This is a genomic window from Embleya australiensis, assembly GCF_051903075.1.
Classification (GTDB): Bacteria; Actinomycetota; Actinomycetes; order Streptomycetales; family Streptomycetaceae; genus Embleya.
In genome coordinates this window covers 2,560,734-2,580,257 of sequence record NZ_CP182422.1, presented here as the reverse complement: position 1 = coordinate 2,580,257, position 19,524 = coordinate 2,560,734, and the positions used below count along the sequence as shown (strand labels likewise).

The 19,524-nt window shown below is 72.2% G+C and carries 14 protein-coding genes and 1 tRNA gene; 9 read left to right on the top strand and 6 right to left on the bottom strand.

The window, feature by feature from the left end; translation table 11 throughout:
* Window positions 1–138: 138 nt before the first annotated feature.
* A tRNA-Arg gene (locus ACMXN5_RS10800) sits at window positions 139–211 on the bottom strand.
* Between the two features lie 160 nt (window positions 212–371).
* Between ACMXN5_RS10800 and ACMXN5_RS10795 the strand changes: the two genes are divergently transcribed.
* The 8 genes from ACMXN5_RS10795 to ACMXN5_RS10760 all read left to right on the top strand — a co-directional run bounded on the left by ACMXN5_RS10795 (window position 372) and on the right by ACMXN5_RS10760 (window position 11,140).
* On the top strand, window positions 372–1,436 hold the full coding sequence (locus tag ACMXN5_RS10795) for a Gfo/Idh/MocA family oxidoreductase (protein ID WP_439675044.1): 1,065 nt from the start codon (window positions 372–374) through the stop codon (window positions 1,434–1,436).
* 205 nt (window positions 1,437–1,641) lie between these two features.
* The gene (locus tag ACMXN5_RS10790; RefSeq protein WP_439675043.1) at window positions 1,642–3,021 is read left to right on the top strand and encodes a GTPase domain-containing protein; all 1,380 of its coding nucleotides are present in this window, start codon (window positions 1,642–1,644) and stop codon (window positions 3,019–3,021) included.
* A gap of 88 nt (window positions 3,022–3,109) precedes the next feature.
* Complete coding sequence (locus tag ACMXN5_RS10785; protein WP_439675042.1) at window positions 3,110–4,774, top strand: GTPase; 1,665 nt, start codon at window positions 3,110–3,112, stop codon at window positions 4,772–4,774.
* A gap of 131 nt (window positions 4,775–4,905) precedes the next feature.
* Window positions 4,906–5,376 carry a single-stranded DNA-binding protein gene (gene ssb / locus ACMXN5_RS10780; protein ID WP_439675041.1) on the top strand — a complete coding sequence of 157 codons (471 nt, stop codon included), beginning with the start codon at window positions 4,906–4,908 and terminating at the stop codon, window positions 5,374–5,376.
* Between the two features lie 545 nt (window positions 5,377–5,921).
* Window positions 5,922–7,340, top strand: a complete 1,419-nt coding sequence (locus ACMXN5_RS10775; protein ID WP_439675040.1) for a Cys-Gln thioester bond-forming surface protein — start codon at window positions 5,922–5,924, stop codon at window positions 7,338–7,340.
* A 936-nt stretch (window positions 7,341–8,276) separates the two neighbouring features.
* Window positions 8,277–9,941 (top strand): energy-dependent translational throttle protein EttA, encoded by a 1,665-nt coding sequence (ettA, locus tag ACMXN5_RS10770; RefSeq protein ID WP_126642605.1) that lies wholly within the window; start codon window positions 8,277–8,279, stop codon window positions 9,939–9,941.
* A gap of 114 nt (window positions 9,942–10,055) precedes the next feature.
* Window positions 10,056–10,496 carry an acyl-CoA thioesterase gene (locus ACMXN5_RS10765; RefSeq protein WP_439675039.1) on the top strand — a complete coding sequence of 147 codons (441 nt, stop codon included), beginning with the start codon at window positions 10,056–10,058 and terminating at the stop codon, window positions 10,494–10,496.
* Window positions 10,493–11,140, top strand: coding sequence for a hypothetical protein (locus ACMXN5_RS10760; protein ID WP_439675038.1), 648 nt, complete (start codon window positions 10,493–10,495; stop codon window positions 11,138–11,140). Before ACMXN5_RS10765 ends, ACMXN5_RS10760 begins: the two co-directional genes overlap by 4 nt.
* Before the next feature lie 63 nt (window positions 11,141–11,203).
* On the opposite strand, the gene ACMXN5_RS10755 is transcribed toward ACMXN5_RS10760, so the two are convergent.
* The 5 genes from ACMXN5_RS10755 to ACMXN5_RS10735 all read right to left on the bottom strand — a co-directional run bounded on the left by ACMXN5_RS10755 (window position 11,204) and on the right by ACMXN5_RS10735 (window position 18,731).
* Entirely contained in the window at window positions 11,204–12,847 is a 1,644-nt protein-coding gene (locus tag ACMXN5_RS10755; RefSeq protein WP_439675037.1) for a glycoside hydrolase family 13 protein, read from the bottom strand.
* Window positions 12,848–12,914: 67 nt separating this feature from the next.
* Window positions 12,915–13,301, bottom strand: coding sequence for a globin (locus ACMXN5_RS10750; protein ID WP_439677985.1), 387 nt, complete (start codon window positions 13,299–13,301; stop codon window positions 12,915–12,917).
* Window positions 13,302–13,355: 54 nt separating this feature from the next.
* Window positions 13,356–14,858: an SDR family oxidoreductase gene (locus ACMXN5_RS10745; RefSeq protein ID WP_439675036.1), complete on the bottom strand. Its 1,503-nt coding sequence runs from the start codon at window positions 14,856–14,858 to the stop codon at window positions 13,356–13,358.
* A 507-nt stretch (window positions 14,859–15,365) separates the two neighbouring features.
* Complete coding sequence (locus ACMXN5_RS10740) at window positions 15,366–16,394, bottom strand: mechanosensitive ion channel family protein (protein ID WP_439675035.1); 1,029 nt, start codon at window positions 16,392–16,394, stop codon at window positions 15,366–15,368.
* Between the two features lie 135 nt (window positions 16,395–16,529).
* A complete protein-coding gene (locus tag ACMXN5_RS10735) occupies window positions 16,530–18,731 on the bottom strand; it encodes a prolyl oligopeptidase family serine peptidase (RefSeq protein WP_439675034.1) in 2,202 nt (733 codons plus the stop codon).
* A gap of 202 nt (window positions 18,732–18,933) precedes the next feature.
* On the opposite strand from ACMXN5_RS10735, the gene ACMXN5_RS10730 reads away from it, so the two are divergent.
* On the top strand, window positions 18,934–19,476 hold the full coding sequence (locus ACMXN5_RS10730) for an HNH endonuclease (RefSeq protein WP_380002897.1): 543 nt from the start codon (window positions 18,934–18,936) through the stop codon (window positions 19,474–19,476).
* Window positions 19,477–19,524: the final 48 nt, after the last annotated feature.

Here is a 19,524-nt window from a genome sequence, read left to right as displayed (position 1 = left end):
TGCGTGAATGGGTGGTGACCGTCGGGTGCCGGCGGGTGGTTCGAGGGTGGGTCGGAATTGCCGTGTGGTCGTGCTCGACGTGCTGTGACCTGCGCGGATGCCGCCCGGGGGTGCGGGCGGCTCGCGGTGGCGTGGCTGTGCCCCCGGCAGGACTCGAACCTGCGACCAAGTGCTTAGAAGGCACCTGCTCTGTCCACTGAGCTACGAGGGCTGGGCGAATCAGGATCTTGCACCGGATCCGGTCGCGGCACAACAGAATAGGGCCGTGTGCATGCCTCACCGGCGTTCCGGCGGTCACCGTTACCTGATCAGACGCAGTTGGCGGCCAGAATGTGATCAGGGAAGGGCCGAAACGGACAGCGGGAGGCGCAGTGGGTCCCATCAGGACTGTACTTGTCGGATACGGCGTGGGGGGTTCGGCCTTTCACGCGCCGGTTCTGGCGGCCGTCGAGGGGCTGGAACTCGCCGCCGTGGTGACCGGGAATCCGGCTCGGCAGGACGAGGTGCGGGCGCGGTATCCGCGGGCCGAGGTGATCGGGACGACCGACGAGATGTTCGCTCGCGCGGGTGACTTCGACCTCGTGGTGATCACCGTGCCGAACCGGTTCCATGTGCCGCTGGCCACCCGGGCGCTGGAGGCCGGGTTGCACGTGGTCGTCGACAAGCCGTTCGCGGGCACCTTCGCGGAGGGGCGGGCGCTGTGCGAGACGGCGGTGCGGTGCGAGCGGCGGCTCGGGGTGTACCAGAACCGGCGGTTCGACGGTGATTTCCGGACCGTGCGGCGCCTCGTCGAGGAGGGGCGGCTCGGCGAGGTGTACCGGTTCGAGTCGCGGTTCGAGCGGTGGCGGCCGCAGGTGCGGACCTCGGGCTGGAAGGAGCAGGCCGACCCGGCGGCGCTCGGCGGGATCCTGTACGACCTCGGCACCCACCTGATCGACCAGGCGGTGTCGCTGTTCGGGCGGCCCACGCACGTGTACGCCGAGCTGGACACGCGGCGGGACGGGGCGCTCGTGGACGACGACAGCTTCGTGGCGCTCACCCACGAGGGCGGGGTGCGCTCGCATCTGTGGATGAGCGCGGCGGCGGCCGATCTCGGACCGCGTTTTCGGGTGCTCGGGTCGAAGGCGTCGTATGTGAAGTTCGGGATGGATCCGCAGGAGGAGCTGCTGCGGGGCGAGAGTGCGGCGGTGGGCATGCCCGGGTGGGGGACCGAGCCGGAGAGTGCGTGGGGCAGGCTCGGTACGCCCGGGGACACCGTGCCGGTGGAGACCGAACCGGGCGCCTACCAGGACTACTACGCCATGTTCGCGGCGGCGGTGCGCGAGGAGAGCGGGCCGCCGGTGCCGCTGTCGGAGGCGCTGACCGTGATCGAGGTGATCGAGGCGGCGCAGCGGTCCTCCGCCGACGGGGCGACCGTGGTGTTGCCGGCCGGGTGAGCGGCGTGCCGCCGACCGGGTGGCCGGTGTGGTGTCGGCGGAGGACCGGCGTGATGCCGACCGCGGGGCCGTTGTGATGTCGACGGGTCGCCGGCGTGACGCCGGCGGACGGCCCGCGTGATGCCGACCGGGTGACCCCTGTGAGGTAGCGCCGGCCGCACGTTGAGAATGTGGATAATTCGGGCATTGGTCGCCCGTGGTGATCATGGGAAGCGACACCCTGTCCGCAGCCCTCGCCGACCTGCGCGATCGGGTCGTGGCGACGTGCTTCCCACTCGACCTGCCCGGTGCCGTACAGGCGCGGCTGGCCCGTCGCGAGTTGATCGAACAGCTCGACGACTACGTGTTGCCGCGCCTTGCGGCGCCGCGTGCGCCGTTGCTCGCGGTGGTCGGCGGCTCCACCGGGGTGGGCCGGTCCACGCTGATGAACGCGCTGGTCGGGCGGGCGCTCACGGCGGTCGGTTCGGTACGGCCGACCACGCGCGTGCCGGTCCTGGTCTGCCGATCCCGGGACCGGCACTGGTTCGCCGCGGACACCGCCATCGAACTGCGTCTGGACGAGCGGGTGCCGCCCGGGTTGGCGCTGCTCGACGTGCCCGACATCGACTCGGTATCCGCCGACAACCGCCGGGTCGCGGTGCGTCTGCTCGGCGCCGCCGACCTGTGGGTGTTCGTCACGTCCCCGGCGCGGTACGCGGACGCCGCGCCGTGGCATCTGCTCCGGCTCGCCCGGGATCGGAACACGCGGCTTGCGATCGTGCTGAACCGGGTGCCGGCGGAGCCGGCGGACCTGGTCCGGGCCGACTTCGTGCGGTTGTTGCGGCAGGCCGGGCTCGGCGATGTACCGCTGTACCCGGTCGTCGAGGTCGAGCCGGGGGCCGGGCTGCCCGAGCGCAATGTGGTGCCGATTCGTACCTGGCTCGCCGAGCGCGGTGCCGATCCGGACGCGCGGGCCGCGGTGGTGCGGCGCACGCTCGGCGGGCTGTTGCACAGCCTGGACCGGCGGGTGCCGCCGTTGGCGCAGGCGGTGGAGCGGCAGTACGAGGCGGCGGGGCGTACGCGCGACTGTGTGGATCGGGCCTATGCGGCGACGGCGCGGTGGGCGTTGCGGGCGCTGGACGACGGCTCGTTGTTGCGCGGGGCGGCGGGCGTTCGGTGGCATGAGGGGGACGCGGACGGGGCGGCGGGAGCGGTTCGGGAGGGCCTGGACGCGCTGCTGGCGGACGCGTTCGCGCGGGGGGCCGAGCGTTCCTCGGGGTGTGTGCCGTACGGCGCGCCGCCTCGGCTTCGGCCCGGCCCCGTGGTCTGGCCCGATGCGGGCGAACAGCTCGCGCTGATCGCGGCGGTGGGCGGTCCGGGGATGGAGCCGGGCATCGGGCGCGACGCGGCGGGGCTGCTCGGGACCCGGATCGGCGCCGAGTCGGCGGCGCGGTTGATCCTGGACGTCCGTCGGGGCCTGCGCGCCGAGCTCGCGGCGGCGCTTGACGCGGAACGGGGCCGGCGGGTGGCGGCGGTTGCGGTGGTGCCGGGGCGGGCCGACGTCGGGTTGATCGAGGCGCTGGATCTGGTGCGGAGGAGCGCGTGAGGGGCGGCGCCGGGGCGCCGAGCGGGCCGCCGGTCGGGGCGGGTGGGCACCGGGTCGGGCGAGCCGCCGGCGTGGTTCGGCGGGGCCGATGACGGCGCGCGGGGAGTACCTCGATCGGTTCGCCGTGCGCCGGGCCCGGCACGTGAGCGAGACGGAGGAATCGGCGCGGCTGACGGCGCGGTCGGTCGCGTTGGATCGGGCCGTGCGGTTGGCCCGGGATCGGCTTCCCGGCGCCGAACTCGCCGCCGCCGAGGACCTGCTCGGGCATGTCGAGACGCGGCTCGCCACGGCCGGGCGGCACACCGTGGTGGCGCTCGCGGGGGCCACCGGTGGGGGGAAGTCGTCGCTGTTCAATGTGCTTACGGGGTTGCGCCTCGCGGATACCGGGGTGCGTCGGCCGACCACGCGGACCACGCTCGCGTGCGCGTGGGATCCCGACGGGGCGGCGCCGTTGCTCGATCTGCTCGGGATCGAGCCGGGGTGTCGGGTGGCGCGGCACGGGGTGTTGGACGCCTGGCACGGTGGCGGGGCGGAGACCTCGCACGGCCGCCACGGCTCGCAGGGCGCTCGGCGCGGTGGCGGGATGCCCGCCGGGTTGATTCTGCTCGACCTGCCGGACCACGACTCGATCGACCTCGCGCACCGGGCGGAGGTGGACGCGTTGGTGGCGGTCGCGGATTACCTCGTGTGGGTGCTCGATCCGCAGAAGTACGCCGACGCGCTCCTGCACGACCGCTATCTCCGGGTGTTCCGGCACCACGCGCACTGCATGACGGTCGTGCTCAACCACGCGGACCGGCTGCCCGTCGGGGATCTCGCGGCGTGTCTGACCGACGTACGGGCGTTGCTCGCGGCCGACGGGCTCGCCGAGGTGCGGGTGTTGGCGACCTCGCCGCAGACCGGCCTCGGGATCGCCGAGCTGCGCCGGGTGGTGGCCGGGGTCTCCGGGAGCGGCGAGGCGTCGGTGGCTCGGCTGAGCGCGGATCTGGACGCGTTGGTCGAGCGTCTGGAGCCGTACTTCGCCGGCGTGGTGCCGGGCGTGGAGGTGTTCGCCGCGGCGGATCGGGACGCGCTGGTGGGCGAGTTGTGCGATGCGGCCGGGGTGGGCGTGGTGGCGGCGGCCGAGGGGGAGCGGGTACGGACCGCGCGGGCGTCGTGGTGGCGTCGGGCGCGGCGGCCGGTGGTGCGGGTCGAGCCGGTGCAGGTACATCGGGCCGAGCAGGCGATCCGGCGGGCCGGGGCGACGCTGAGTCGGGGGATGCCGGCGGTGTGGGTGGGCGGGGTGCATCGGGTGTTGGCCGAGGGGTTGCGGGTGTTGCCGGACGAGGTGGACGCGGCGCTGGTCGGGGCCGTGCCACAGGCGCCGCCGCCGACTCGGGGGGCGCGGGTGGCGGCGGGTGCGCGGTGGGTCGGGACGGTCGCGGTGATCGCCGGGCTGCTCGGGGTCGGGTTGGCGGCGACGGGGGTGCCGGTGGCGCGGTGGCTCGGGCTGCCGGTCGCGGCGTGGGTGGCGTTCGTGGGGCTGGTGCTGGGGGTCTCGGGGGCGTGGTGTGGGTGGCGGGCGGCGGTGGGTGCGGCGGGGCGGCGGGTGGTGGCGGTGGAGGCCGCGTTGCGGGCGCGGGTGGCGGATGTGGCGGATCGGGTGGTGGTGGGGCCTGGGGAGGCGGAGGTGGTGCGGTATCGGGAGGCGTGCGCGGAGTTCTTGGCTGCGCGGGAGGGGGTCGGGTGGGTGGGTGGTCACCCACGTGAGTGACGCGTCGTTGTCCACAGGCGCCGAGTTGTCCACACCTCGCCCCGGTCCCCGGCCTTCCCGCCGCCGCATGCCGCATCGTCGAGTGCGGACGGCGATGTCGCGGTGCACGCCGGTGACACAGGGAGGCAAGCGTGGACACGTACGTGACGGTGGTCGGCAATGCCGCGAGCGAGGTCCGGGTGCAGATGACCCAGGCTGGTGTGCCGCTCGCGCGGTTTCGGATGGCGGTGTCGCCGCGGCGCTTCGACCGGGACAGCGGCCAGTGGGTGTCGGGGGACGCGTCCTTCTACACGATCGCGTGCTTTCGGGCGCTGGCCGAGAACGTGACGAGTTCGATCGACAAGGGCGACCCGCTCGTGGTCACCGGACGGCTGCGGGTGCGCGAGTGGGAGCGGGAGGGACGGTGGTTGACGGTCACCGAGATCGACGCCTCCTCGGTGGGCCACGACCTCGCCCGAGGGGTCGCGGAGTTCCGCCGGGTGGCCCGACCGGCGCGACTGGCGCTCGTGGCGGACGACGTCGCCGCCGGAGCGACGGTCCACCAGGGCGCCCTCGCGATCGGGATGGGGAGCAGTCCCGAACGCGAAGAGGAGGCGGCATGAATTGATGCACGGCATGGCCGCATGTTCGGGAAAGCCATTCATTGGCGATAGCCGAGATAATTCCGGTCGGTTTTCGGGACGAATCTGAAACAGAATTGTGACGACCGCGCCGTCGGTACGATGCATGTCGAAACGGGCCAATCCCCGCAATCAAGGCAACCGACACGGCGGTGAGGTCGGAAAGCGTCGGAACGTGGGGGTGAATACGCCCGAGGCAAGGTATTGATCACCAAAAGACCGTTTCGCGCGGTTGTGCACCTTGAAAAATCAATAGTGAGTCAGATCGCCCTGATCAGCGGCTATGCGGCTTGCCGACCGCAATGGGCCGTTATTCCCGCCGAGGACTTGTCGACTCGGCGATATTCGAATTACCTTCCTCGAGTCGGATCTTCTCCCGAGGTAAAGAACGTGAAACAAATTGCTACCCCGGGTCGCGGGGGGTGGCCCACCGGCTCATACCATTCAACAGTTCTTTACTCGCGCCGTGCTCGGGGGAACGATGCGCCGCGCGGGATTCGGCATACATTTTTCGAGGGGACCACCACATGTTCCGTACACCGGGACGGACGGCCACCCGCCTGTCGGCCATGGTCGTGGCGACGGGCCTGGCGGCGGCCGGCGTGATCGGTTTCGCGGGTGCGGCCAACGCGGAGGGCGCCAAGGGCGTCTACAAGGGCGGCGATGTCGGTGCGGACATCTTCCTGAAGGGCAAGGGCGAGAAGCAGCATGCGGCGATCCTGAAGCTCCAGGTGGACGGACAGACCCTCCGCACCTACTGCATCGACTTCCACACCAAGGTGTACGACGGCGCGAAGTACGACGAGTCGAACTGGAAGGAGACCTCCTTCGGGACCAAGGCCGACAAGGCCAAGGTCAAGTGGGTGCTGCTCAACTCCTTCCCGACCGTCGACATCGCCAACGTTCGTACGACGATCAAGAGCCCGGAGCTGACCGAGGGTGAGGCCGCGGCTGCCACGCAGGCCGCCATCTGGCACTTCACCGACGGCCAGAACCTGGACGAGGACAACAAGAAGAACGACGCCGACCTCGTCAAGCTGTACAAGTACCTGATCGGCGACGCCAACAAGGGCGATGTCACCGAACCGCCGGTCTCGCTCTCGCTCAACCCGGGCGAAAAGACCGGCAAGATCACCGACAAGCCCGGTATCGGCCCGTTCGAGGTCAAGACCAACGCCGAGGGCAAGTCGATCAACGCGAAGCTCACCGCGGGTGACTCCGACGGCAAGCCCGTACTGGTGGACGCCGACGGCAAGCCGGTCACCAAGGTCGGCAACGGCGACAAGCTCTACGTGAACCCCGCGGGTGCCACCAAGGAAGGCAGCCAGACCTTCGAGGTCTCCGGCGAGTCGACCGTGCAGGCCGGTCGAGTCTTCCAGGGCGTCAACACCAACGGGACGACCAGCCAGCTGCTGATCGTCGCGGACAAGCAGAAGGTGCAGGCCTCGGACCACGCGGTCGCCAAGTGGGGCAAGCCCGGCAAGGGCCCGCTTCCGGAGATCAACGCCACCAAGGACTGCGTCGATGGTGGCGTGAAGGTCACCGTCAAGAACAACGGTGACGAGTCGTACAAGTTCAAGCTCGACGGCAAGGAAACCACCGTCGAGGCGGGCAAGTCGTACGACCAGGTCGTGAAGGTCCAGGAGGACCAGGCGTACAAGATCACCATCGTGGGCCCCGACGGCAAGACCGCCAAGGAGTTCACCGGCACGCTCGACTGCAAGACCGCCGGCGCCTCCGAGGGTGCGACCGGCGGCACCACCGGTGGCACCACCGGCGGAACCCCGGCCCCGGTGAACCCGAAGGGCCCGGACCTCGCCGAGACCGGTAGCGACGGCAGCAACACCCCCGCGATCCTGGGCGGCGCCGGTGCGCTCGTCCTCGCGGGTGGCGGCCTCGTCTTCTTCATGCGTCGCCGCAAGGGCTCGACCGGCGCCACCGCCTGACAGTAGAACCGCCACACAAGGCACCAGTTCCAAGGACCGGGCCCCGCCGCACCCAACCGCGCCGGGGCCCGCTTCCTTGCCGCAACCCGACCCCCGGCCCGCAGGTAAGCCCAGCCCAGGCCGCCAAGGCCGGCCGCAGCGGGGCGGGGCCGAGAGTCGGCGGGTCGGGGTCGGGTTGACAGGTGCCGAGCCCAGTCTTGATCCGACGCCCGGCGAGGTCGAACCGTGCGCTCGGCCAAGTGGAAGCCGACAGCGGCGACTCGAGCACCGCCGCACATGCGGCACCCGGACCAAGCAATTCCAGCCCGTCCGGCGCTTGAGGACGAGCGGGCCGCAGGCCGGCCGGGCCTCGTGGGGCCGAGTTCGCCCGGGAAGCCTGCGCCGGGGGGTGCCTCGGTCCCTGTGCTCACCGGGCACGGATGCGCTTGAGGACGAGCGGGCCGCAGGCCGGCCGGGCCTCGTGGGGCCGAGTTCGTCCGGCAAGCCTGCGCCGGGGGGTGCCTCGGTCCCTGTGCTCACCGGGCACGGATGCGCTTGAGGACGAGCGGGCCGCAGGCCGGCCGACCCTCGCCGGGCCGAGTTCGTCCGGCAAGCCTGCGCCGGGGGGTGCCTCGGTCCCTGTGCTCACCGGGCACGGATGCGCTTGAGGACGAGCGGGCCGCAGGCCGGCCGACCCTCGCCGGGCCGAGTTCGTCCGGCAAGCCTGCCCCGCGGGTGCCTCGGTCCCGTGCCCGCCGGGCATGGGTGTGGGGCGCGTCGTCGGCGCTCGATGGGTCGGGCTTGCCCGGGGCGTCCGAGGCGGGCGGGCTTTCGGGCCCGTGTCCGCCGGACAGGCGCGTGGGGTGCGTGCCGAGGTGCCCGGCCCGGGGTTCGTAATCCCGCGCCCACCGGGCACCCATGCACGGGCACTGTCCGCCAGACCATAGGCTTGGACGCATGGCTGAGTACATCTACACCATGCGCAAGGCGCGTAAAGCGCACGGCGACAAGGTGATCCTCGACGACGTGACGCTCAGCTTCCTGCCGGGAGCCAAGATCGGCGTCGTCGGCCCGAACGGCGCGGGTAAGTCGACCGTTCTGAAGATCATGGCCGGGCTGGAACAGCCCTCCAACGGCGACGCGTTTCTGTCCCCCGGCTACACCGTCGGAATCCTGCTCCAAGAGCCTCCGCTCGACGAGACCAAGACCGTTCTGGAGAACGTCCAGGACGGCGTCAAGGAGATCAAGGGCAAGCTGGACCGGTTCAACGCCATCGCCGAGGAGATGGCCACGAACTACACCGACGAGCTGATGGCGGAGATGGGCGAGCTGCAGGACCAGCTCGACCACGCGAACGCCTGGGAACTCGACTCGCAGCTCGAACAGGCCATGGACGCGCTGGGCTGCCCGCCCGGCGACTGGCCGATCGTGAACCTCTCCGGTGGCGAGAAGCGCCGCGTGGCGCTGTGCAAGCTGCTCCTCGAAGCCCCCGACCTGCTGCTCCTCGACGAGCCGACCAACCACCTCGACGCGGAGAGCGTCCAGTGGCTGGAACAGCACCTGGAGAAGTACGCGGGCACCGTCGTCGCGGTCACCCACGACCGGTACTTCCTGAACAACGTCGCCCAGTGGATCTGCGAGGTCGACCGCGGTCGCCTGCACCCCTACGAGGGCAACTACTCCACCTACCTGGACACCAAGGCCACCCGCCTGAAGGTCGAAGGGCAGAAGGACGCCAAGCGGCAGAAGCGGCTCAAGGACGAACTCGAGTGGGTCCGCTCCAACGCGAAGGGCCGGCAGGCCAAGAGCAAGGCGCGACTGGCCCGCTACGAGGAGATGGCCGCCGAGGCGGACAAGATGCGGAAGCTGGACTTCGAGGAGATCCAGATCCCGCCGGGTCCGCGCCTGGGCAGCGTCGTGATCGAGGTCGAGCACCTCAGCAAGGCGTTCGACGACAAGCTGCTGATGGACGACCTGTCCTTCACGCTGCCGCGCAACGGCATCGTCGGCATCATCGGTCCGAACGGCGCGGGCAAGACCACGCTGTTCAAGATGCTGATCGACGCCGAGACGCCCGACACCGGCAACATCAAGGTCGGCGAGACCGTCAAGGTCTCCTACGTCGACCAGTCGCGCGGCGGCCTGGACCCGAAGAAGAACCTGTGGGAGGTCGTCTCCGACGGCCTGGACTACATCAAGGTCGGCAACGTCGAGGTCCCGTCCCGGGCCTACGTCAGCGCCTTCGGCTTCAAGGGTCCTGACCAGCAGAAGCCCACCGGGGTGCTCTCCGGCGGTGAGCGCAACCGGCTCAACCTGGCGCTGACGCTCAAGCAGGGCGGCAACCTGCTGCTGCTCGACGAACCGACCAACGACCTCGACGTCGAGACCCTGTCCAGCCTGGAGAACGCGCTCCTGGAGTTCCCGGGCTGCGCCGTGGTCGTCTCGCACGACCGCTGGTTCCTGGACCGGGTCGCCACGCACATCCTCGCCTACGAGGGTGACTCGAAGTGGTTCTGGTTCGAGGGCAACTTCGAGTCGTACGAGAAGAACAAGGTCGAGCGCCTGGGCGCCGACGCGGCCCGGCCGCATCGCGCGACCTACAAGAAGCTCAAGCGCAACTGATCCACCCGATCGGTTCGGCGCGGCCGACGGCCTGTCGCATTCCCCATGCGGCAGGCCGTCGGCGACACCGGGCCGGGCCGGTCGGTCGGCAATCACAGAGAAGAGGCTGGACACGTGGCCAGGCACATCTATCACGCGGCGGTTCGGTGGTCCGACATGGACGCCTACCGGCACGTCAACAATGTGCAATACCTCCGCTATCTGGAGGAGGCGCGCGTGGACATGATGTTCACCCTCGGGCAGCGCGAGGGGGCCAAGACGCTCTCCGAGGGCGTGGTGATCGCCCGCCACGAGATCGACTACAAACGCCCGCTGGTGTGGCGCGCCGAACCGGTGCGGGTGGAGACGTGGGTGACCCGGATCGGGGCCGCCCGGCTCACCCTGGCCTACGAGATCAGGGACGACGAGCAGGTGTACGCCACGGCGCTGTCCGTGCTCGTGCCCTATTCGCTGGTCGAGCAGCGTCCCCGGCGGCTGACCGAGGAGGAGCGGGCCTACCTGGACCGCTTCCTCGAACCGCAGGGCGAGTCGGCGGGGCGGTCGGCCCGCGCATGAGCGTGCTGCGACTCGCCGACCCGGCCGCCGCCGCGGACCTGGGCGGCTACCTGAGCCGACTGCTGCGCTACGACCGCGGCGCGGCGGTGCGGATACGGGCCGAGGGGATGGTGCTCGGTACGTTCGGGCATCCGCCGTTCGGTGCCGCCTCCTCGGGCGTGATCACGTTGCGGGCGAGCGAGTTGGCCGAATCCGCGACGGTGGACGCGACCGTGTCCGCCGGACAACTCCTCGACGCGATCGCGGACGACGCGAGCGTGCCGCTCCCGCCGTCGGTGACCGGTCCGGGATGGGCCGGCCTGCTGCCCCCGCGCACCGGGTGGGAGCACGTCGCCGACCTCGCGGTACCCGACTTGGCCCGCGAAGTGGCCGCCGGTGTCGCCGAGTTCCGGGCCAGGACCGAGCCGGGCATGCCGCGTGCCGAGTTCGAGCGGGTCGCGGCCGGGATCTGGACCCGACCGATGGCCGGCCGACTGCCGCTGCGGGCCGCGCACGCCGCGCAGTCCTTCGGCTTCCTGGGCCCGCCGGACGCCGATGCCCGGGCCGAGGTGCTGCGCACCGGCGCCTGGCTGCGCCTGGAGGCCCGCTACGGGTCGGTATCGGTCCGGCGCGAGGACGCCCCGGGCCTGCTGTTCGCCCGCTGACCGCCCCGAAAACGCCGCCCTCGTCGAGCCGCCGCGGTCGACTCGTCGGGAGCGAGGTGGTGGTCAGGGAATGGTCGACCACCACGCCGCGGTGTTCGGCGGGAGGGTCAGGTCGCCGGTCCCGGTGTGCTCCACCGGTCCCGGGGCCGGCAGCAGCGGGCCGGCCCCGGGGACGCGGGCCGGGGCCTTGCCCATGTTCACCGCGCAGCCGAAGCCGGGGGCACGGGTGAAGGCCGGTACGTCCGGCGGGAGTTCGTCCCCGGCCCAGGTCAGGCCGCCGCCGGCCGCGCGGGTGCCGAGGGCCGGGTGGGTCCGGCGGATGCGCAGGGCGGTGCGGCACAGCGCGAGGGTGGAGTCCGGGTCGTGCCGCTGGGCCGCGACGGTCAGCTCCGCCCAGGACGCGGGCTGGGGCAACCAGGCGGCCTCCCCCGAGGTGAAGTCGAACGGCGCCGCCTCGCCCGCCCACGGGAGCGGCACGCGGCACCCGTCCCGGCCGTGCACCCGACCCTCCGAGTGCGCGAACACCGGGTCCCGGCGCAGCTCGTCGGGCAGGTCCTCGACCTCGGGCAGGCCCAACTCGTCGCCCTGGTACAGGTAGGCCGCGCCGGGCAGGGCGAGTTCGAGCAGCAGCGCCGCCCGGGCCCGGGCGAGGCCGAGGGCCCCGCCGCCGAACCGGGTCACCGGCCGCACCACGTCGTGGTTGGCCAGTACCCACGTCGGCGCCGCGCCCACCGCGGCGGTGGCGGCCAGGGCGTCGTCGATCGCCGCGCGCAGCCGGACCGGGTCCCAACCGGCGAGCAGGAAGGGGAAGTCGAACGCCTGGTGCAGCTCGCCGGGACGCAGGTAGGCGGCCGACCGCTCGGCCCGGGGCAGCCACGCCTCGGCCACCGCGATCCGCCCGCGCCGCCCGCCGCCGGTGTCCACGTCGGCGTACGAGTCGAGCAGCCGACGCCATGTGCGGTAGACGTCGTGCACCTCGGGCTGGTCCCAGTACGGCAGCCGGTGCCGCAGCCGACCCTCCCACCCCTGCGGCACGCCCGGCGGTACGTCCGGCAGGCCGAGCGCCTTGACCAGACCGTGCGCGACATCGATCCGGAAGCCGTCCACGCCGCGGTCCAGCCAAAAGCGCAGGATCGACAGATACTCGCAACGCACTTCGAGGTTGCGCCAGTTCAGGTCGGGCTGCGCCGGTGAGTACAGGTGCAGATACCACTGGCCGGGACGGCCGTCGGCCTCGGTGATCCGGGTCCACGCGGGGCCGCCGAACTGGGATCGCCAGTTGTTCGGCGGCTCGTCCCCGCCGGTGCCCCGGCCGTCGCGGAAGAGGTAGCGGGAGCGTTCGACCGAGCCCGGGGGCGAGGCGAGCGCGGCGGCGAACCACGCGCTGTCCCGCGAGGTGTGATTCGGGACCACGTCCACCAGGACCGCCAGGCCGAGTTCGTGAGCCCGCGCGAACACCCGGTCCGCGTCGGCGAGGGTGCCGAACAGGGGGTCCACCTCGCGCGGATCGGCGACGTCGTAGCCGGCGTCGACCATCGGCGACCGATAGAAGGGGCTCAGCCAGATCGCGTCGACGCCCAGGTCGCGGAGGTACGGCAGGCGCGCGAAGAGCCCGGGCAGATCGCCGACCCCGTCCCCGTCGCCGTCCGCGAAGCTGCGCGGATAGACCTGGTAGAAGACCGCGTCGTGCCACCACCCGCGTACCATCGGCCGCCTCCGTCGGATCGCTCCCGGTGTGGCTGTCGCCCCGGTCCGCCCGCCGTCGGTCGCCGCGTCAGTCGAGCCGGTTGACCATCGACTGCGCGGCGTAGACCAGGTATTCCCAGAGGGTGCTCTCCTGCTCGGCCGGCAGCGCGATCTCGTCGACCGCCGCGCGCATGTGCCGCAACCACGCGTCGCGCGCCTCCTCGGTCACGGCGAACGGCGCGTGCCGCATCCGCAGCCGCGGGTGGCCGCGTTGTTCGCTGTAGGTGCGAGGGCCGCCCCAGTATTGGACGAGGAACATCCGCAGCCGGTCCTCGGCTCCGTCCAGGTCCTCCTCCGGATACATCGGCCGCAGCAGGGGATCCTCGCGCACACCCTGATAGAAGCGGTGCACGAGTTTGGCGAACGTCTCCTCGCCGCCCACGGCTTCGTAGAGACTCGGTTCCGGCGCCGGCATCTGGGTCACCGTTCCATCCTCTCAGATGGGCCCGCGACCCGGAGGCCCCCGGTATCAGCGTTCCGCGGCGCGGGCGATGCCCCGGCGCATGCCGCCGAAGACGATGCCGTGGAAGGGGAACACGGCCCACCAGTACGCGTGCCCGAACAGTCCCCGGGGATGGAACAGCGCACGCTGGCGGTAGTGCGCGGTGCCGTCGCGGTCGGTGACGCTGAACTCCAGCCAGGCCAGGCCCGGCAGGCGCATCTCGGCGCGCAGGCGGAGCAGCCGGCCCGGCACCACCTCCTCCACCCGCCAGAAGTCGAGCGAGTCGCCGACGCGGAGCCGGTGCGGATCACGGCGTCCCCGGCGCAGTCCGACCCCGCCCACGATCCGGTCCAGGGCGCCGCGCACGGACCAGGCGAGCGGCCACGAGTACCAGCCGTTGGCGCCGCCGATGCCCTCGATCACCCGCCACACCGCCGCCGGCGACGCGGCCGGCTCCGCCTCGCGGACGTCCTCGTACAGCGTGCCGCCGGACCAGTCCGGGTCGGTGGGCAGCGGATCGCTGGGGGCCCCGGCGGTGGCCGCCGAGGACCAGCGGGTGGCCACGTCGGCGTCGCGGATCCGGGCCAGCGCCAGTTCGAGGGCCCGGTCGAAGCCGATCAGGCCCTCCGGCGGGTCGGGGACGTAGCGGGCGATGTCGTGCTCGTGGCAGACCACCTCGCTGCGCAGCGACTCCACCAGCGGTCGGGCCAGGGCTCCGGGTACGGGGGTGATCAGGCCCACCCAGTGGCTGGACAACCAGGGCGAGAGCATCGGCACCGGCAACACCCGGCGGCGACGCAGTCCGGCCACGGCCGCGTAGCGCTGCATCATGCGCTCGTAGGTGAGCACGTCCGGGCCGCCGATGTCGAAGGCGCGGTTCACGTCCGGGGGCAGCGTGGCGCAGCCGACCAGGTAGCGCAGTACGTCGCGAACGGCGATCGGCTGGATCCGGGAGGTGACCCAGCGCGGGGTGACCATCACCGGCAGCCGCTCGGTCAGGTAGCGCAACATCTCGAAGGACGCCGAGCCCGAGCCGATGATCACCGCCGCGCGCAGCACGGCGGTGGGCACCGCGCCGGCGAGCAGGATCTCGCCCACCTCGGCGCGCGAACGCAGGTGCGGGGAGGAGTCGCGGGCCGAGGAACCGGCGGCCGGGCCCAGGCCGCCGAGATAGACGAGCCGGCCCACGCCCGCGTCCTCGGCCGCCTCGGCGAACACGCGCGCGGTCTCGCGGTCGGTGTCGGCGAAGCGCGGTCCGCTGCCGAGCGCGTGGATCAGGTAGTAGGCCACGTCGACGCCGTCGAGGGCGCTGCGCACCGCGGCCGAATCGAGCGCGTCGGCGCGCACGATCTCCACTTGGTCCGCCCACGGGTGGTCGCGCAGCTTGGCCGGGGTCCGGGCCATGCAGCGCACCCGATGGCCGGCGGCGAGCAGCTCGGTCACCAGCCGGCCGCCCAGATAGCCGGTGGATCCGGTGACCAGGCACAGGGGAGCGTTCACCCGACCCAGTCTCGGCGACGCGGCAGCCATAACAACGGGAGACGCGCCACGGGTAGCCCGAATGGTCCCGCGCCTCGCGCCCCGCGAGCCGCAGATGGCCGGCCCGCCCCCCACCTCCGCCGGCGCGGGCGGCAAGCGCTCCGGCGACGCCGGGCACGAGAACGCGCGGCCCGATCCGAGGCAACCCAGGACCAAGCGGCGTCGCCGCCATGGGCGGCGGGGGTCCGCCCAGCACACGGGTGGGGTCGGGCACGCGGAGTCGGGATCAGGACGCGCCAGGCGCCTGCGGCACGGGCGGCCGGGTTCACCCACACCGGGGGCCAGGGCACGCGGCGCCGGGATCAGGCCACGCGGCGCCGGAATCAGGGCGCCCCGGGGCCTGCGGCGTCGCCGGCACGGGTGGCGGGCCCGCCCACAACCCGGGTGGGCCGCAGGCAGGCGGGGCCAGGTCAGGGGCCCGGGGGCCTGCTGCGTTGCCGGCACGGGTGGGCGGGTTCACCCACGACACGGGTGGGTCCCGGGCAGGCGGGGCCGGGATCAGGGTGCCCCCGGGGCCTGCGGCGTGGGGGGTGTAGGTGGCGGGTTGACCGGGACCGGGGCCGGTTCGGCCTGGGGGGTCGGGGCGCCCGGGTCCTCGGTGGGGGGCGTGGCGCTGGCGATCGGTTCGCTGATGCGGATGCCCGCGTCGTCGAACGCGCGCTTGACCCGCCCCCGCAACTCGCGCGCGACCGGCAGTTCCTGGCCCGGCATGGTTTTGATCTGCACCTGGAGCACCACCGCGTCGGCCGTCACCGCCTCCATCCCGACCACCGTCGCCGAGCCCCAGACCCGCTCGTTCCACGGCTCCACGTCGGCCAGTGCCTCGGCGGTGGAGGTGATCACCGCGCGGACCTTGTCCACGTCCTCGTGGTAGCCGACCTGCACGTCCACCTTGGCGGTGCCCCAGCCCTGGCTCTTGTTGCCGATCCGCTTGATCTCGCCGTTGCGGATGTACCAGACGGTGCCGTCGACGTCGCGCAGCTTGGTGATCCGCAGGCCCACCTCGACCACGGTGCCGGTGGCCGGACCGGCGTCGACCAGGTCGCCCACGCCGTACTGGTCCTCCAGGATCATGAACATCCCGGACAGGAAGTCGGTCACCAGGTTGCGCGCGCCGAAGCCGAGCGCGATGCCGGCGATGCCCGCGCTGGCGAGGAGCGGCGCGAGGTTGACCTTGAACTCGCCGAGCACCATCAGCCCGGCGATGCCCAGGATCACGAACGACGCGGTGCTGCGCAGCACCGAGCCCACCGTCTCGGCACGCTGGCGGCGGCGCTCGGCGTTGAGCAGGAAGCCGGTGACCGGCCGCCCGCTGCTGTCCGTGCCGCTGTTGGCCATCCGGCCGACCAGCTGGGTGATCAGCTTTCGGGTCACCGCCCGCAGGATCAGCGCGACCAGGATGATCACGAGGATCCGGATCGGCGTCACCACGAGGGACTCGCCGTGCCGATCGAACCACGACGACACCTTGCCGTTGCCTGCGGCGGCGTCGAGGGACAACTGGACTCCGGGGACGAGCGCGGACACGTACGAGACCTTTCGGACGACGAGCGGGGGACCATCTCCCCGCGACCGGGGACCCGCGTCCCACAGTAGTCACGAGGCCGAGGGCACTCGTGCGTTACCTCTCCTTCGCGCCTTTCGTCGTTGATCACCGTTATGTCACCGATCCCCACCTTCGTCGATCTTGTTCCCGAGGCTCCGCCCGAGCCCGGACCCGGCGGCCGCGGACCCGGGCCCGTCCGGGTCGAGGCCGGTGTGCGCGGCCAGGAAGGAGAGTGTGTCCGCGGTCAGTTCGACCGTGCGGGTGACCGAGCGGGCCGCGTGCCCCACCTCTGCCTCGGCCCGCAGCAGCACCGGGCGCCCGCTCGTGGTCGCGTGTTGCAGGGCCGCGCACATCTTGCGCGCGTGCAGCGGATCCACCCGGCTGTCCCCGTCGAACACGGTGAACAGCACCGCCGGATACGCCACGCCCGGGCGCACGTGGTGATAGGGCGAGTAGCCCAGCAGCCAGTGCAGTTCCTCCGCCACCTCGGCGGTGCCGTACTCGTCGGACCACAACCGCCCCAGGCCGAAGCGCTCGTAGCGGACCATGTCGAGCAGCGGCATCGAGCAGGCCACGGCCGCGTACAACTCGGGCCGCTGGGTGAGCGCGGCGCCGACGAGCAGTCCGCCGTTGGAGCCGCCGGACGCGGCGAGCCGGTCGGGCGTGGTCCACCCGCGGGCGACCAGGTGCTCCGCGGCGGCGTGGAAGTCGTCGAACACGTGTTGCTTGTGCCCCCGCATGCCCGCCCGATGCCACTGCTCGCCCTCCTCGCCGCCGCCGCGCAGGTTGGCGATCGCGTACACCCCGCCGGCCTCCACCCAGGCGAGCACACCCGCCGAGTAGGCGGGGCCGAGTGAGATGCCGAAGCCGCCATACCCGTAGAGCACGGTGGGCCGGGGGCGGTCCGGTTCGGCGGTCGGCGCGATCACGAACACGCGCACGGTGGTGCCGTCGGCCGAGCGGTACGTCTCCTGGCGCACGTGTACGTCGGGCAGCGTCGCGGTGCCGGGCGCGGTGGCCCAGGTGTCGATCGCCCCGGTACGCGCGTCGTAGCGCAACACGGCCGACGGGGCGTTGTAGTCCGACCAGCCGAACCACGCCTCGTGTCCGCCCTCGGGGTGTTCGGCGAGGCCGCCGATGGATCCGGGCGAGCCGCCGGGCATGCTCGGCCGGGCCGACAATCGCCCGTCGGCCAGGTCGTACGCGGCCAGTTCGCCCACCGCGTGCCGGGTCCGAGCGACCAGCAGGGTCGGTCGGGGCGCCTGCGGTCCGTCCAGGATCGCGAAGCCCGTCAGCACCGCGTCCGGCTCCTCGGCGACCAGATCGCGCCAGCCCTCGGGCCCGGGCGACGCCGGATCGGCCACGCACAGCCGGCCGCGCGGCGCGTCCAGGTCGGTGAACACGTACAGCCGCCCGTCGCGGCCCACCCGCACCCCGGTGAGCGCGTCCAGTCCCACGGTCACCGGTCGCAGTACCGGCCGCTCCGGCGAACCCGCGTGCAGATCGGCCAGCCACAGGTCGTTGCGCGGCGCGGTGCCCGAGGAGGAGGACACGTTCAGCCAGCGGCCGTCCCGACTGACCCCGACGCCGAAGTAGGTGCCCGGATCGGTGCCCGCGCCGAACACCTCCACGTCCTCGGCCGGATCCGTGCCGATCCGGTGCAGGTACACCCGGCGGTGGTGCTGCTCCTCACCCTCGGGCACCGCCTCCGGCGGCAGTCGGCGCACCAGGTAACACGCCTCGCCGCCGGGGAGCCAGGCGATCGAGGTGTCCCGCATCCGGTCGATCGGGCCCTCGATCCGGGTGCCGTCGGCGACGTCGAGCACGTACAGGCGCGACTCCTCGTCCCCACCGGTGGAGAGCAGATACGCCAGCCGGTCGCCCTCGTCGGAGGGCATCCACTGGTCGAGCGTGGTGGTGCCGCCGGGGTCGATCGCGATCGGATCCACCAACTCCCGCTCGCTCCCGTCCGGCTCGACCACGAACAACACACCGTGCTCGCGCCCCGGGTCGCGGCGGACCAGGAAGTGCCGCCCGCCGCGCCAACAGGGCAGCCCCATCGACCCGGTGGCGAGCAGTTCGTCCAGGCGCGCCCGCAGCCGATCGCGTCCGGCCAGATGGTCCACATGGGCGTGGAACCACTCGTCCTGCGCGGCCGACCAGGCGCGGGTGGCCGGCGCGTCCGGGTCCTCCAGAGCACGATAGGGATCCGGTACGGGGCGCCCGAACAGCACGTCGACCGTGTCGCCACGGGCGGCGGCGGGGGCGCGGGGGGTCTCGAGGGGGGCGTGTTCCGCGGGCTGCACAGAGCGCGTCATGGGCGCACCCTAGACGCCCGCGCCCGTCGCGCGTTCGGGCGATGCGGACGGTCACCGACCCACCACGCGCGGCCACTCGTGCAGGTGAACGCTATGTGACCTTGTCGATTCCTGGTAGCGCGTGGGGTATCCCGCCATGGACACTGGAGGCCGATCGTCCCCGGCGCGAGCCACGCGCTGTCGGCGTCACAGGGAGGCATACGTGCCGCATTCGCTGGTCCTCAACGCGTCGTACGAGCCCCTGTGCGTGGTGCCCGTTCGCCGCGCACTGATCCTCGTGCTGAACGACAAGGCAATGTGCCTGGAAGAGACAGGCACCATCCTGCACAGCGCCACCACCGAGATTCCCGTACCCAGTGTCATCAGACTGACCCGTTTCGTCCGAATCCCCTTTCGGGGCCAGGTCCCGCTCACCCGCCGCGCGCTGTTCGCCCGCGACGGAGGGCGTTGTGTCTATTGCGGAAGCGCCGCCACCAGCGTCGACCACGTCGTCCCCCGCAGCCGCGGCGGCCGGCACACGTGGGACAACGTGGTCTCGGCGTGTCGTCGCTGCAATCACGTCAAGAGCGACCGCTACATCGCCGAACTGGGCTGGCGAATGCCGCGCCCACCGGCCCAACCCACCGGCCTGGCATGGCGGATCCTCGGTACCGGGTTCCGCGATCCACGCTGGGAGCCCTACCTGGCGCCGTACGGTGCGCAGGAAGCGGGCTTCGACCATTTCGACCAGGTCGCGAGCGCCTAGACGGCGGCGGATTTCCTCAGGGGAGCCCGTCGCCGTTTGCGTTGGGGT

Excerpts from the sequence above, each read along its gene's own strand:
- ACMXN5_RS10790 (WP_439675043.1), top strand. The coding sequence starts at position 1,642 with ATGGGAAGCGACACCCTGTCCGCAGCCCTCGCCGACCTGCGCGATCGG.
- ACMXN5_RS10785 (WP_439675042.1), top strand. The coding sequence starts at position 3,110 with ATGACGGCGCGCGGGGAGTACCTCGATCGGTTCGCCGTGCGCCGGGCC.
- ACMXN5_RS10775 (WP_439675040.1), top strand. The coding sequence starts at position 5,922 with ATGTTCCGTACACCGGGACGGACGGCCACCCGCCTGTCGGCCATGGTC.
- ettA (WP_126642605.1), top strand. The coding sequence starts at position 8,277 with ATGGCTGAGTACATCTACACCATGCGCAAGGCGCGTAAAGCGCACGGC.
- ACMXN5_RS10760 (WP_439675038.1), top strand. The coding sequence starts at position 10,493 with ATGAGCGTGCTGCGACTCGCCGACCCGGCCGCCGCCGCGGACCTGGGC.
- ACMXN5_RS10755 (WP_439675037.1), bottom strand. The coding sequence starts at position 12,847 with ATGGTACGCGGGTGGTGGCACGACGCGGTCTTCTACCAGGTCTATCCG.
- ACMXN5_RS10750 (WP_439677985.1), bottom strand. The coding sequence starts at position 13,301 with ATGCCGGCGCCGGAACCGAGTCTCTACGAAGCCGTGGGCGGCGAGGAG.
- ACMXN5_RS10745 (WP_439675036.1), bottom strand. The coding sequence starts at position 14,858 with ATGGCTGCCGCGTCGCCGAGACTGGGTCGGGTGAACGCTCCCCTGTGC.
- ACMXN5_RS10735 (WP_439675034.1), bottom strand. The coding sequence starts at position 18,731 with ATGACGCGCTCTGTGCAGCCCGCGGAACACGCCCCCCTCGAGACCCCC.